The sequence below is a fragment of the Pontibacillus yanchengensis genome, from assembly GCF_009856295.1.
GTDB lineage: Bacteria > Bacillota > Bacilli > Bacillales > BH030062 > Pontibacillus > Pontibacillus yanchengensis_A.
This window is the reverse complement of record NZ_WMEU01000006.1, coordinates 91089-105474: the sequence shown is the minus strand read 5'-3', so window position 1 is coordinate 105474 and position 14386 is coordinate 91089. Positions and strand designations below refer to the sequence as shown.

Here is a 14386-nt window from a genome sequence, read left to right as displayed (position 1 = left end):
GCACTTCGTTTATTTATAATTACGATAAATAATGAAAGGAGTGTTTTTTTGGAAGTTAACAAGATAAGAAATGAGCTATCCATTAGAGGGAAAAATGGAATAGGTTTTTTACAATCGGCTGTTATCATTTGGTTAATCATTACCGCAATATTTGCTCAAACCATCGAAATCAACCAAAAAAATATATACATGCTATATTCAACTGGTCTAATGTTTCCATTGTCAGTTGTTATTTCCACATTCATTAAGGCAGATTGGAAACTTAAAAATAACCCTTTGGGGAATATAGGGGTTATTTTAAATATTGCCCAGATTATCTATTTTCCTATACTTATTTGGGGTATCATAAAAAGTCCAGGTGAAGCAATCATGTTATTTGCTATTATAACAGGTGCTCACTTTTTCCCTTACGGCTGGTATTATAATGCTATACCCTATTATGTAATGTCTCCTATCATTTGTATTGTCATGATGGTTTTGGCTATGTATGTAAAAGAGAGAAATTTGTGGTTAGAACCATTGACTATGGCGGTTCTTTTAAGCTTATTAATTTTATGGCTCTATATAGATTATAGGAATAAACATTCAAATATATCTAGTCCCCATTAACCGAGCGATAGTTTGATTAAACACTATGACAAAAAAGAACTTCCACAAATAGGAAGTTCTTTTTAATGCCTATATAAACATACCGTTTAACAAATCAATGGCACGTTTTATGTTCTTATTTTGTTATTTATACTACCTATGTAGGGTTATATATTATACTTCTTGATTTTAGACATAATTTTATTATACAAATAATTCATATGCTCTTCGCTAGAAAAGGTTGTAACTTCATCAAAAGGAATCCATTGAACATCGCTATTTTCATCTGGCTTAACGACTACTTCTTCATCCTCCCTAGCTTCTACTATATAAGCGATTGACATATGCAAATGCGGAGCTACATACGTGCCATTTTTCCTATGTCCTAATACAGGTAGCATATCTATTGAGACAAACTCTTCACTAACAACTTCAATATCTTTTAGTCCTGTTTCTTCCATGACTTCTTTTTTTGCCACATATAGTAAATCTTTATCACCATCAGCGTGGCCGCCTGTCCAAGACCATGAGTTATAAATATTATGGTGGACCATCAAAGACTTGTCCCTAGCTCGATTTACAACAAAGCCAGAGCTAGTTATATGAACAAGCTCATTATCTCTTGTATAGAGATCATCATACTGCTCCAGACATTGCAGCATTATTTTTTTATCCTTTTCTTCTTGTTCATTATAAGGCTCATATTTTATTAGCGCTTGAGATAAATTCATTTTGCACCTTCCTTTTGCTAAATATTTAAACATCACTCCTGAGTACATCCCTATATCCATTACTCTAATCCTAGGTAGAATAGTAATCAATAATAAACCAATATGTTTGGATGTTTTGTGTACAATCTTTTATTACATTTGTTCCAAAACCATTTCCCTTCACCCTACGTTCACCCAGATAATTAAACCAATCATACCAATGGTAACGGTTAGTAGCGTTATGCCTGATATCCATAACATTATGTTTATAAATTTCATTTATCTCACCACCCTATTGCTTATGTAAATCTTTGTTAGTACGATGTATCCTACTAATCTATTACCCATATTTTAAGAAATTCTATCATATTTTAACAATTATATTACTATAAAAGGATTGTTTATGAACAATCATAAAAGAACATATTCTATGAGCATTTAACTTCTCCTACTCGAGAAATAAGGTTTATAATTCTTATTACTTTGATTCAATGATCAAAGTAACTTCATTATCTTATTTAAGGAGGATCTATCGTATGTCAACAAAACGAGTATTAATGGTTGTAACAAATCACACAAGCATTTCAGAAGACCATAAAACAGGGCTTTGGCTTGAAGAATTTGCTGCCCCTTATAACACATTCAAAGAACAAGGGTATGAGGTTCGTACTACTAGCATTTCAGGCGGCAAAGTAGAATTAGATCCTAATAGTATTCCTGAAGAAGAAACACCAAATTGGAAAGAAGCCCGTAATGAGTTAGAAAACACTGAAGCTCTGACTAAAGGTATTGTAGATGAAGATTATGACGCCATTTTTCTACCAGGAGGACATGGAACAATGTTCGACTTCCCTGATAGTGAGGCTCTCCAATACGCATTACAAAAATACGCAGATCAAGATAAAGTAATAGGTTCCGTTTGCCACGGTCCAGCAGGTCTGGTGAATGCTACTTATTCTGACGGAACACCAATCGTGAAAGGTAAGAAAGTAAATGCCTTCACAGATGAAGAAGAACGCGGCATGGGCTTAGATGCCTATATGCCATTCCTACTTGAAAGTAAACTTCGCGAAAAAGGCGCTGATTTTGTTAAAGCGGATAGCTGGAGTGATTTCTCTGTTCGTGATGGTAAGCTCGTAACTGGTCAAAACCCTATGTCTAGTGGAAGTACTGCTGAGAAAGTAGTACAAGCATTAAAAGAATAAACTAAAACAACCCTCAGGTTATTCATCCACACCTGAGGGTTTTTATTAAAATTTTTTACCAATCCCTCTAACAACATCTTCATTTTATATCCATTACCTACCTTGTGAAATTTTATTAAATTTATGTTGTTTTTATATAAAAACGCTTTCTTAAGCCCTTACATTATGTTATAATATTTTTCTTTTGCATATTTTATATTTCAGTCATACAATAGTTAACTAAGATCGAAACACATATAAAGGTTTTAAAAATTATAACTATATGATTGAATATCTAATATGAAAAGGAGTTTTAAACATGACATTGACTTCAAATCAAACTGTAAAAACCTTAATTCAAGGAGAATGGAACATAAGTAGTTCTCATAAAACCGTAGATATTTATTCCCCTCATAAAAATGAACTAATAGGGCAGGTTCCCTCTCTATCACAGGAAGAACTTGATGCTTCTATTCAATCTACAGTGGAAGCACAAGTGGCATGGGAATCTAAATCTATCCAAGACCGAGGAGACATTCTCAAGAAATGGGCAGATATTCTTGAGGAGCGTAAAGAAGATATTGGACATGCGATTATGAATGAAGTAGCGAAGAAAAAAAGTTCAGCGGTTTCCGAAGTAACTCGTACTGCAGATTACATCCGGTACACAGTAGAAGAAGCGTTTCGTTTAGATGGAGATGTCAAACGTGGTGACGGCTTTAAAGGTGGATCTCCACAAAAAATTGGCATGGTAGAGAAAGCTCCATTAGGTACGATTTTAGCTATTGGACCATTCAATTACCCAGTAAACCTTTCTGCATCCAAAATTGCACCTGCATTAATGCAAGGAAATAGCGTCATTTTTAAACCTGCTACACAAGGTGCCATTAGTGGTATTAAAATGGTTGAGGCACTTATCGATGCAGGACTTCCAAAAGAACTTTTGACGATTGCTACAGGTCGAGGTTCTGTTATTGGAGATTTCCTTGTACAGCATCCAAGTGTTGATATGATTACATTCACTGGTGGAACTGGAACAGGTCGTCATATTTCAGAATTATCTTCCATGATCCCAGTAGTTCTAGAGCTTGGTGGTAAAGACCCAGCCATCGTGTTAGAAGATGCTGACCTTGATAAAGCAGCAAAAGAGATTGTACAAGGAGCATACAGTTACTCTGGACAACGTTGTACTGCAATAAAACGCGTCCTTGTTAAAGATGAAATCGCAGATGAACTTGCTAGCAAAATTCAAACTCAAGTAGACGAATTGTCTGTAGGTATGCCAGAAGATAATGCAACCATTACTCCGCTAATCAACCAGAAGAGTGCTGATGCTGTACAAAATCTTATTGATGATGCAAAAGAAAAAGGCGCAACGGTAGTAACAGGTGACAAGCGTGAAGATAACTTGTTATATCCAACTCTTCTAGATCGTGTAACATCTGATATGAACGTAGCTTGGGAAGAGCCATTTGGTCCAGTTCTTCCTATCATTCGAGTATCTGACCAAGAAGAAGCTATTCGCCTAGCCAACGAATCTGAATATGGCTTACAGGCTAGTGTCTTCTCTAAAGATACAGAGAGAGCTATCTCTATCGCTAATAGACTTGAAGTAGGTTCTGTCCAATTAAATGCGAAAACCGAACGTGGTCCAGATCACTTCCCATTCCTAGGTGTAAAAGCATCTGGCCTGGGTGTTCAAGGAATACAAGAAAGCCTTCTTTCAGTCGTTCGTGACAAAGTAACCATCATTAACATGTAAGTAAATGCAATCCCATTCGTAATAACGATTTGAAAAAAGCAACAAAATAAAAGTAGTTCCGTTTCTGAGTACAATGCTCTCTTTGTACCTTTAACTGGACTACTTTTTTATATTTATTTCGCCCATTTTCTATCGTTAGAATTCATTACAAGGATTTAATAGGAAGTTAATAAAAGAATTCTACCAAGCTCATAATTAATCGTGATACAATGATTGGTAATATATTCCTTGAAAAGGATGATATACATGCCCCAGTGGTTCAAACTAGAAATACAGAACAAATTTGAAGTGCTATCTACCAGTCATCTTATTATGTTAGGGACTTTTTTTCCTTTTTAATATATGAAATTTTTCTTACATCACATGGCACTTGCATGGACTGGGGTTTTTTTAATTCTAGTCACCTTTACTACGATAACATTCCGATCATTATTGGAAATGTTTGCGTATTTAAATGTGTACGCCGCATTTATCTTTATACTTAATCGACTAATCGGAACGAACCATTTATTCTTAGCAAGCACACCAGACGTGAGTACTCCATTAGATATCCTTGGTAGTGGCGTATGGTATTATATTAATCTAGAATTATTCTGTTTTGGCCTATATTTGGGAATGTATGGACTCTACAGACTTTTTGCACGTAAACAAGGTATTCAAGTTATGGTAAAAATAAACCGATCAACTCTTGAATCGAGCCAATCGGTTTATTATCACCTTTTATTCTCCACGTAGGAATTCTTGAATTTTATTTCTTGTTTCTTCCTCATTATGCGAAATAACCGCTCCTATTCCATTGACATACTGATCCGTATGATATACGTCTGTAGGAATAGAGAGGGTTTCTATTTGCTCCGGAGGATTAATGATGAGATTTTTACTATATCCTAAAATGGCTGGAGCTCCCATATTTGTTTCAAGATATGGTTGAATGGTTCCAATTACTCTCGGGAGTTTGGTGATACCAGTAAAGGAAAGGGTCTGATCTTTCAAAGCTTTCATAACCTTCTGTTGCCTTTCTACTCGTGCATAATCTCCCCTAGCATCATTCCGGAAACGAGCATACCCAAGAAGCTCTTTCCCAGTTAATTTTTGCTTGCCTTGTTTCAAATCAATTGTACCTGCGCCATCTTTATAGTACATATCCTTTTCCACTTCTATTTCAACCCCGTTTGGAGCTAGTGTATCAACAATATTCACAAATCCATTAAAGTCCACAACCGCGTAATACTTTAAATGGATACCAAAATTCTCTTGTATTGTTTTTCTCATTAATTCTGGTCCACCCAAAGCAAATGCTGCATTTAACTTTTGATAACCTGAACCCGGTATATTCACATATGTATCTCTTAATAAGGATACAAGTTTCACTTTGTTCGTTTCAGCATCATATTGACCAATCATAATCGTATCTGATCTTGTCACTTCATCCCCACGTTGATCAATACCTAATAATAGGACATTGGTTTTACCTTTAGGTGATTCTTCACCGTTAAAATCGGCCGACCCCGTTTGCGTTTCTATTGACATTTCAGAATTAGCACTACGCTTTCCAGCCCAATATTCATACACCACATATGCACTCAGTGCTAGTAAAAGAGCAAATAACCCTATAAGAATTTTTGTTCGTTTTCGTTTCTTTTTTCGTTTATCCATTCGATTTGTTTCCAACCCATATCCCCCTTCCACTCATTCTATTGTTGTTCAAGCTTAAGATATACATAGCGTCATTTTTTAAGGAATAGTTCAGTTTTACTAGCTTTTTCAGTTCATTATATGCAAATTTATTGCTTCGTACTTATTCTGATATTACTATTTTACCATTGGATTATCTACCATTCTTTTTTCTTTTACTTCTAACTCATCAAAAAAACGCCCATCAATAGGCGTTTTGTAAAATTACTTAATTATTTATCCATTGTAACAGAAGATTGAAGGGTAACAGGCATACCATTGGGTGCAGTTAATCAATACATTTTCTCCCCATGCTCTATCATAGGTCCCTGAACTTCTACACCGTTTGATTTAACAAATTGTGCATACCCATCAGCATCATCAACAATTAACTGCAACATCGTCATTTCAGGCATCCCTTCACTCGTTTTCCAGAACTCAAGCCAACTATCTCCAGCTTTAAGCACCCCACCTCGATAGTCTTCTGTCTGTTCCTAACTGTTTGGAATACCTAATGTATTCTCAAAAAAACCCACCATATCCATACTATCCTTAGAAACCGGTAACATAGCGGTATCCAAGTATTTTCAGATGAATGACCTCCTAGATTCTCTTCAAATTTTAATCACTATTCCTGCAATATTACCTTTATTAACCAAAGCTATTTTCTACAAAATCAATTACTTCATCAAGACTCTTTTCTTCTTTTGAGTTGAGATGAAGCAAAATGCGATGATCAAATTGAAGATTTTTGGTAACACTATTAGGTACAATTACGCAAGGAATACTAGCTCGAATGGCAGCGAGTGAGCCATTAGGAGAATCTTCAAACACAATAGCTTCATTTGGATGTAAATGGAAATGACCTAGCACTCTATTATAAAGCTCAGGATCAGGCTTTACATGTGTCACATCATCAGAAGTACTGATAAAATCAAATTGATTTATATCAATCCCAATCATTTGTAGATGCGAGGTAATCCACTTTTTTGATGAACTTGAAGCAAGGCATAGATGTAGTTGTAACTGTTTTGCCCTTTTTATGTATTCGATAACACCCGCACGTGGTCCTTTATCTTGAATAATTCGCTGGTAATGATCTTCTCGTTGTTTTTCTACCTCTTCCTCAGACAAATGGTGATGACGTTTCAAAAGTTCCTCATAAGGATTGTAATCTGTGGAGCTACCAATACTTTTTAGCCATTCTTCCTTAGGAAAGCTCTCTTGATAATGGTCAAACACTTCTTCAAACGATTGTTGTTCAAATGTTTCTGTATCAAAGATTAAGCCATCAAAATCGAAAATGATTGCTTTTATCATGTAATCTTCCTTTCACTATGAAAATATGGTTTACAAAAAATAATTTTTACTAAGCCATATTACCTTCTTCAATATGTACACATTAACCTTTATCCGTTCACTCCTATTACAGCATGAAGACTTTCTACTCACATTCATAAACCATCCTAACAAATTCAAAATAACTTCCATTGGTAGGCTGCATAAAGGTTTCCTCTATTTGAAAACCAATGTTCTCGTAAACTTTAATAGCTCTTCTATTAAATGTTGCTACGGAAAGAGTAATGTGAGTTGGGCGATACGTTCTTTTGGCAAATTCTATACCAGCATGTACAAAGGCTTCCCCATTCCCCTCTCCTGTGTTTTCTGGTCGCATACCTAATCCTATATCTATGGTATGGTCATTCTTTTGCGCAAAGCTAAAAAAGCCTATCATTTGATACTCATCAAAAACAGCATAATAAGACTCTCCGCGTTGTACTGGATCTAAAAATTCCAACAAGTCTTCCTGATCCGCTTCCATATCATAAAACGAATAGTCACCATCGTAATGCCACTTATATGCTATCTCTTCAGCTTGCGTTTGCGTTAATGGTTTCAAAATATACATGATATAAACCTACCTTTACCAAATCACTTTAAATAACTTTAATAGATTAACAATGAAAGAGAAGTGTTTCCCGTTCCTCCATTAGTAAAAGCAACATCCATTTTTCATGAACGTTATAAAAATTCTAATAGATAAGGTAACTCTAGCAAATCACGAACATTCCAATCGGCCTCTGGCTGACTCCATTGTTGATCCTGCTTCCAGATCGTTTTCATACCTACCATATTAGCTGCTAGAATATCTTTCTCAGGATGATCCCCTACAAACACACTATCCTCAGCGTTGACATTTAATTCCTGTAATGCATTTATGAAAATGGATGGGTTAGGTTTCTTAACCCCTTCCCATTGAGAGATCAACACGATGTCAAAGTAATCTTCGATACCTAATGCTTTTATATTATTGTATTGAAACGCACCTTTTCCATTCGAAATGATACCTAATCTGTAACCTCTTCCCCTTAATTCTTCCAGCATGGGAACTAGGTTTGGAAAAGGAACACAATCCTCACAAAAATGATTAATATAATCCGTAAGAAGCGCTTCCCAAGTAATACCCGCTAATGAGTACTTTTCTACTATTTGTTGGTATACTTTATCTTTCCAAACATACCCTCTGTCATCTAAACGAATAAAGAGGTTGGCGTATTCTTGCTTTGGAATACGACTAAGGCAGGCTTGAAACCGTTCATATTGGTTATGTATAAAGGCTTTTACGGAAGCATCCCGATTTAAGAGTGTGCCGTCTAGATCAAATAATACAGCCTTAACCATGTACTCAACCCTATTCTTGTAATGATTTTAGTTGGTTCTATATATCTTTCCCATTGCCGACCCTTATGACCTTATCCTGATGAATGTGTAGCATTTCTTCCATGGCAGGTTTCATACGTGTTTCAAAATCGGCATTCCATTTGAACATTTTCTTGAAAATATGAAGGTTTGGTTTATAATTAGCTCTTTCAATTCCAATTTTTTGTAGGACAAACCTTCTAATAATTCTATGTAGCCTTGTTTTATATTCGACATCTAAAAAAATAATGTAATCCGCAGCTTTTAAACTAGAAGAGACCCATTCATAATGGACCCCTTCTATAACCCAAGCGTTTGATTGAGTCAGGTTATTCAAATAGTGATCTCGTTCCTGCTCCGTTCTTCTTCTGTCATCTCCAGAATCTCGTCTTTCCCAAACCACATTATCGAGTTCATAATGTGGTATCGAATATTTTTTGGATAGCTTTCTGGCTAAGGTTGTTTTTCCGCTCCCAACCGATCCAATAATATGAATTTTAAGAGAAGGTGCATGTTCCATATACACATATCCTCCTCATTTTCTAGAATCCTCTTGTTGTAAAAACTCTATGATTGAAGGATATAGATTTGTATCTAGCTCCGCAGCTTTATATAATAACGTCGTCTGATCGGTTGCAACAGCTAACTCAAATGTAGCAAGTGAGCGGCGCCGCTGGAAAAAGCTCTCTCTCCTCATAACAGACTGCAGTCCTTGCCATGGGATAACAACTGTTTCTTTTTGTATGAGCCTACTAGACGTAATGACTTTATTGGAAACAGTCTGAATCCCGTTGTCTCGATAGCGCAATTCCGATAGATAGACTAACAACGGTGCAATGACACCTAACCACCACAACATTGACCAAATAAATCCAGCTCCAACTATAACCAGTAGTGGGAATATTGCTCCTCTTAGATAGAAGCGTATCCGGGCACGAACTGGTGAATACGTTAGATTAGGCTCTACATAAAATTCAGGTACTATTTTATTGATAAGAGACCATGTTTGATTTCGCTTTACTAAAGGTAGGAGAACCGCTTCTTCCGCTTCCCCTGTAGCATCAAAACCTATACTGTCGAACGCAACTGAATTAAATCCAATCCACCTGCGGACGACTCCCTCTTGCACACGAATAGCCTGAATTCGATCGACCTCCAATGAAATATTCTTCATTGTCCAAAGACCATAGGAAATATGTATCGTGTTTTGTTCTCTTCGTACTGTAAAATTCGCATAACGAAGACTCAGAATAATGATTCCGATTGCCCATGAACCAAGTGCTGAAATAAGGATCATCGTAAAAAATAACGCCGGATTACTTAGAAACAGGCCTGATAACGAAAACTCCTCAACCTTTGAAAACAAGAAGGAATTCTCGAACATGGAGGATAATACATCATATACTTGGTTGAGGGACGATATTATAATTGCAAAACCAATATAAAAGGAATTAGAAGTAGCACTCATGATAATAAGATATTTCCAAGGAAGAACGAAATCATTTCTCTTTTTATCCTCAGTACTCTCTTCATCATTGGCTGTCAACTCTTCATTCCCTGACTCTTGGGCATAATAAATGATATTTTGCTCAAGCTTATAGGCTTCTTCTTTTTTTAGAAATAGAGTTGCACTAGCCCCTGTCGCTTTACCAGCCGTTTCGATTGAAATACTAGTTAACCCAAGGGATTCCAACAAGCGGTTGGATTGATAATGAATTCCAGATATTTTTATATGAGGGTACGTTTCATGCGTCTTAGAAATGATTCCTTTTTTCAAATGAAAATGTTCTTCATCCAAATCATAGCTCGTATTAAGCCAGCGTAGTAAACCAATGACAAACCCAATCAACATCATTCCTATTAAGTACAACGAAGGGAAAAGATATTGGCCTTTACGAATCTCTGAAAAGGATATGACAATTAACCAAAATATAAATCCTTTTATGAAAGTAAACATATATTGCACCATTGCGAAGGGGTGTTGACGATTCAATATTCTTCCCTCGCCTTCGCTAAGGAAATGACGACATCCTTCACTTCCTGAGCCTTATCTACCTGCATACCAGATATATCATACGCACTACCGGCTGTATAAAACGTTACAGTAGATAATTTATAATGACGTAGTAGAGGCCCCCGTCTAATAGAAACGTGCTGTACACGGAACATTGGTATCGTAACTAAATTCTTGGCCCAAACCCCATTATGGAGGACAATCCGGTCTTCATAAATTTGATACCACACATTCTTTCTTCTCTGTTCTGCATACCAGCTCCATCGATATATAATCCATAGAATCGTAATCACAAACAACGGAATGGCATACCCAATGGACAGAGCTGAAAAATATAATGCTACGGCTACTCCTGTTGATAGGATAAGGTTAATAAGTAACTCAGATAAATATGTAATACGAAAGTATGATGTAGCTTCCTTAGGTAGCGGTAAACTCTCCATTTCTTCTTCCAACAGTTTTCTTCCTTTCTGATGCTTAATAGATGCTTTCATAGTGTAACAACTATTATCATGAAATGGAAACAAAGGTGAGCTAGGAAGGTGGATTCTTATTCTCTTTCCAATCATGATAAAACCTTTCAATCGTTTGATTCAGGCGATCAAGACTAATTAAGATCAAAAATAACATTACAAATGTAACTAGTTCTCCTGTAAAAAAAGAAAGTACACCAATAAAGAACATACCGATGAAAAACATTTGTTTATTGTGAATCACTAATCTTCCCCCTTATGCTGCTCACCTAAAATTTCAACACCTTTTTATACGTATGGAAGATGGATTCGTTTCACTCTCATTTCTATACTACATTCAGGCTTACATGTAAGCGTTACATTACATAACTACATAGCTGGCACAAACATGTAAAATGCAGGCTAATTGTTATTCAGCTTATAAAGAATAGCAACAAGAAGTCCTATTACTACATTAGAGTTTAGTTGATTTACGATGGAGCAGATTCATATATGTAAAGTAAGATGACTGTGTAAACGATTAAACCAATAAATATAAATGCAATCCAGTTAAGTTCTTGCAAGCTTCATCATCCCTTTATTGATCATAAGTCACTTATGGCGACCTTTTTCTACCGTACTATCATTCTTTTGTTGAAAACACACTACAATTTCTAAGTAGATAAGAAAAAGACTTTTACATAAAAGAGAAACCAATCGGTACCTGAACCACCAATAGAATTATGTTGTTCAAACATACTAAGGTACAGCTTGTTACAACTTTTGATGCCATATCTATTTTGAAAGGTTACGATCTTGTCATTTATTTTTTTTCGAAATTTGCTAGCAACACCTCCATCCAATTAAAATACTAACAAGATGGTTGGCACACTTAAAATAGTCATGATTAGTAAAAGAATACTTAAGCAACTAACTACCGTACATCCATCTGCTAGACATCCAAAAAATGATTCTTTCAAACTCTTCTCATCCTTATGATCTTTATCAGACACGAAACCTCTCCTTACCATAACGAGTGATAGTACCGTAAAAATATAACCACAATTTACCATATAAACACCTTGTAGTAAATTGATTGGGTAATCCTGCAAGAAAAGCGCAAGTGCCCGCTTAGCGACGTATATGCTGCGGCCCACACGACGGGTTGGTTCGAGTTGCTACGTGACGTAGCGATTTTAATCGAACTTCACCTGATTCCGTATGAGATAAAGGAAACACGAAGAGCTGTAGCGGTTCGATGTTGACTTATCGTAAGGAGGTGCAGGAAGTTTGCTAGTCGCTGGCCGCTGGAGCTGGACGTGGCCACATCACTTTATCAAAGTTATCCAAAAACTTAACCCGTTTATAGTACGCTAGACAACAAAAAAGGGTGACCTACTAGAGATCACTAATAGGCCACCTTTTTTAACTTAACAATACAATATTCAAATCTTACTTCGATTCATCTTTATAAAAGGAAACATTCTCTTTATGGGAAATCTATTGCTCTTTTAAAATGTTTCCTATGGTACAAGTACAAGCTTGCCTTTCGTCTTTCTTCCTTGCATCAATTCATGCACATTAGCAGCTTCTGAGAGAGGATAAACTCCTCCAATGGTTAGTTTTAGATCCCCGGATTGTGTTAGCATTAATAATTCCTTCATACTACTCATCAGTAATTCTCTTCGTTTCATAATCTGCGGAAGGAAAAACCCAATCACAGATAAGTTACGGTTCATCAAACCAGATGGATACATTAGTGCTGGTTCCCCACTCGCAACCCCGTACACGACTACACGACCAAAAGATCTCATACATTTTACGGTTTCATGAAACACATCTCCACCTGCCATTTCTAGAGCTACGTCTACACCTTTGCCACCTGTAGCCTCAAGAACTTGTTCTCGCCAATTAGACTCCGTATAATTTATGACGGCATCCGCTCCTAAGTCTTTGGCTAATTGTAATTTTTCTTCTGTACTCGCTGTAGCAATAACCATCCCAGCTCCAAAGTGATTGGCGAGTTGAATAGCTAGTGAGCCAACTCCTCCAGCTCCGGCATGGACTAGGATGGTTTCTCCTTTTTCTAAACGCCCCATGGTTGTGATGATATGATAAGCAGTAAGCCCTTGTAACGGGAGCGCTACAGCTGTCTCAGAAGTTACACCTTCTGGAATGGGTATTAATGTTTGAGCGTTCGCTGTAGCATATTCTGCGTAACCGCCTTTCTCTATGAGTGTCACAACACGATCGCCTTTATTTACAGTTGTAACATTTTCTCCAACTTCCTCTACCACTCCGGCAACTTCTGCTCCTGGTATAAATGGTAAAGGAGTAGGTACAACATACGCTCCCTCACGCCTTGCTGTATCCGCATAGTTCACACCAATGGCTTCCACTTTTAATACCACCTCTCCCTCTCCTGGTTGAGGTTTTGTAATCTCCTTCATTTCTAGTACGTCAGGACCGCCATAATCTTCAAATTGAATAGCCTTCATTTTTTTCCTCCTTATTTTCCTGTAAAGGTTGGTTTTCGTTTATTGGTAAAAGCTTGCACACCTTCTTGATGGTCTTCGGTACTAATCATAAACGTTTGGGCTATCCGTTCTTGCTCCAAAACACTAGCCAAGTCAGAGGTTTCTGCCTGATTGACTAATTTCTTCATCATTTCGAACGCTCTTCCAGGTCCCATTGCAAGTTTTTGAACGTAAGCCCTCGCCTGATCCTCCAGTTCATTTTGTGGGTACAAGCGATTCACTAATCCTAATTCATTTGCATAGTTAGCCGTAATCGGTTCAGCATTAAATAGAAGCTCTTTTGTTTTATAGGGACCAAGTTTCTTCGTTAGAAAATAGCTCCCGCCACCATCAGCAACCAAACCTACTTGAGCAAAGCTTAGAACAAACTGACTTTCTTCTGCAGCTAGGATTTGATCACATGCCAGGGCAACATTCCAGCCAGCACCAGCCGCAAACCCATGAACTATAGCAACAATAGGTTTAGAACAATTCCTCATAGCCATGACAAGTTCATTTAGCTCACCAACATGATCATAAATGTGATTGGCAGTCGCGTTTCCCATTTCTTTTACATCTCCACCAGCTGAAAACGAACGCCCTGCACCAGATATTGTAATAACTTTAATTGCTTCATTATGATCAGCCTCTTCCACGGCCCGCTTTAACCCCGTAATCATTTCTTCACTAAACGCATTTAACCGATCTGGTCTGTTAAGCGTACAAGATAAAATCGGACCTTCCACGTTTATGTGTAAATGTTCATTTCCCTCTATCATTCTTATT

The 14386-nt window shown here is 36.8% G+C and carries 16 protein-coding genes; 3 read left to right on the top strand and 13 right to left on the bottom strand.

Annotation, left to right across the window (positions count from 1 at the left end):
- The first annotated feature begins 48 nt into the window (after positions 1–48).
- A complete protein-coding gene (locus tag GLW08_RS16875; protein ID WP_160849824.1) occupies positions 49–609 on the top strand; it encodes a DUF7010 family protein in 561 nt (186 codons plus the stop codon).
- A 146-nt stretch (positions 610–755) separates the two neighbouring features.
- On the opposite strand, the gene GLW08_RS16870 is transcribed toward GLW08_RS16875, so the two are convergent.
- Positions 756–1319 (bottom strand): NUDIX hydrolase, encoded by a 564-nt coding sequence (locus tag GLW08_RS16870; protein ID WP_160849823.1) that lies wholly within the window; start codon positions 1317–1319, stop codon positions 756–758.
- Between the two features lie 515 nt (positions 1320–1834).
- Here GLW08_RS16870 and GLW08_RS16865 point away from each other — a divergent pair.
- On the top strand, positions 1835–2503 hold the full coding sequence (locus GLW08_RS16865) for a type 1 glutamine amidotransferase domain-containing protein (protein WP_160849822.1): 669 nt from the start codon (positions 1835–1837) through the stop codon (positions 2501–2503).
- Positions 2504–2807: 304 nt separating this feature from the next.
- Positions 2808–4244 (top strand): NADP-dependent glyceraldehyde-3-phosphate dehydrogenase, encoded by a 1437-nt coding sequence (locus tag GLW08_RS16860; RefSeq protein ID WP_160849974.1) that lies wholly within the window; start codon positions 2808–2810, stop codon positions 4242–4244.
- Positions 4245–4964: 720 nt separating this feature from the next.
- Here the strand turns inward: GLW08_RS16860 and GLW08_RS16850 are convergent.
- From GLW08_RS16850 to GLW08_RS16800, 12 genes are all read right to left on the bottom strand, one after another.
- Positions 4965–5915, bottom strand: a complete 951-nt coding sequence (locus tag GLW08_RS16850) for an LCP family protein (protein ID WP_160849820.1) — start codon at positions 5913–5915, stop codon at positions 4965–4967.
- Between the two features lie 296 nt (positions 5916–6211).
- Entirely contained in the window at positions 6212–6385 is a 174-nt protein-coding gene (locus tag GLW08_RS16845; protein ID WP_160849819.1) for a hypothetical protein, read from the bottom strand.
- Positions 6386–6569: 184 nt separating this feature from the next.
- A complete protein-coding gene (locus GLW08_RS16840) occupies positions 6570–7238 on the bottom strand; it encodes an HAD family hydrolase (protein WP_160849818.1) in 669 nt (222 codons plus the stop codon).
- Positions 7239–7362: 124 nt separating this feature from the next.
- Entirely contained in the window at positions 7363–7830 is a 468-nt protein-coding gene (locus tag GLW08_RS16835) for a GNAT family N-acetyltransferase (RefSeq protein ID WP_423808702.1), read from the bottom strand.
- 110 nt (positions 7831–7940) lie between these two features.
- The gene (locus GLW08_RS16830; protein ID WP_160849816.1) at positions 7941–8600 is read right to left on the bottom strand and encodes an HAD family hydrolase; all 660 of its coding nucleotides are present in this window, start codon (positions 8598–8600) and stop codon (positions 7941–7943) included.
- A gap of 37 nt (positions 8601–8637) precedes the next feature.
- Positions 8638–9138: an AAA family ATPase gene (locus tag GLW08_RS16825; RefSeq protein WP_160849815.1), complete on the bottom strand. Its 501-nt coding sequence runs from the start codon at positions 9136–9138 to the stop codon at positions 8638–8640.
- A gap of 15 nt (positions 9139–9153) precedes the next feature.
- Complete coding sequence (locus GLW08_RS16820) at positions 9154–10611, bottom strand: PH domain-containing protein (RefSeq protein WP_160849814.1); 1458 nt, start codon at positions 10609–10611, stop codon at positions 9154–9156.
- Positions 10608–11087 carry a PH domain-containing protein gene (locus GLW08_RS16815; protein WP_160849813.1) on the bottom strand — a complete coding sequence of 160 codons (480 nt, stop codon included), beginning with the start codon at positions 11085–11087 and terminating at the stop codon, positions 10608–10610. The genes GLW08_RS16820 and GLW08_RS16815 overlap by 4 nt, the downstream gene beginning before the upstream one ends.
- A gap of 79 nt (positions 11088–11166) precedes the next feature.
- Positions 11167–11349, bottom strand: a complete 183-nt coding sequence (locus GLW08_RS21705; protein ID WP_202406238.1) for a hypothetical protein — start codon at positions 11347–11349, stop codon at positions 11167–11169.
- Positions 11350–11947: 598 nt separating this feature from the next.
- Positions 11948–12097: a hypothetical protein gene (locus tag GLW08_RS16810; RefSeq protein WP_160849812.1), complete on the bottom strand. Its 150-nt coding sequence runs from the start codon at positions 12095–12097 to the stop codon at positions 11948–11950.
- Between the two features lie 510 nt (positions 12098–12607).
- Complete coding sequence (locus GLW08_RS16805) at positions 12608–13582, bottom strand: quinone oxidoreductase family protein (protein WP_160849811.1); 975 nt, start codon at positions 13580–13582, stop codon at positions 12608–12610.
- Positions 13583–13593: 11 nt separating this feature from the next.
- The gene (locus tag GLW08_RS16800; protein ID WP_160849810.1) at positions 13594–14379 is read right to left on the bottom strand and encodes an enoyl-CoA hydratase/isomerase family protein; all 786 of its coding nucleotides are present in this window, start codon (positions 14377–14379) and stop codon (positions 13594–13596) included.
- Positions 14380–14386 lie beyond the last annotated feature (7 nt).

Excerpts from the sequence above, each read along its gene's own strand:
- GLW08_RS16870 (WP_160849823.1), bottom strand. The coding sequence starts at position 1,319 with ATGAATTTATCTCAAGCGCTAATAAAATATGAGCCTTATAATGAACAA.
- GLW08_RS16865 (WP_160849822.1), top strand. The coding sequence starts at position 1,835 with ATGTCAACAAAACGAGTATTAATGGTTGTAACAAATCACACAAGCATT.
- GLW08_RS16840 (WP_160849818.1), bottom strand. The coding sequence starts at position 7,238 with ATGATAAAAGCAATCATTTTCGATTTTGATGGCTTAATCTTTGATACA.
- GLW08_RS16830 (WP_160849816.1), bottom strand. The coding sequence starts at position 8,600 with ATGGTTAAGGCTGTATTATTTGATCTAGACGGCACACTCTTAAATCGG.
- GLW08_RS16825 (WP_160849815.1), bottom strand. The coding sequence starts at position 9,138 with ATGGAACATGCACCTTCTCTTAAAATTCATATTATTGGATCGGTTGGG.
- GLW08_RS16805 (WP_160849811.1), bottom strand. The coding sequence starts at position 13,582 with ATGAAGGCTATTCAATTTGAAGATTATGGCGGTCCTGACGTACTAGAA.
- GLW08_RS16800 (WP_160849810.1), bottom strand. The coding sequence starts at position 14,379 with ATGATAGAGGGAAATGAACATTTACACATAAACGTGGAAGGTCCGATT.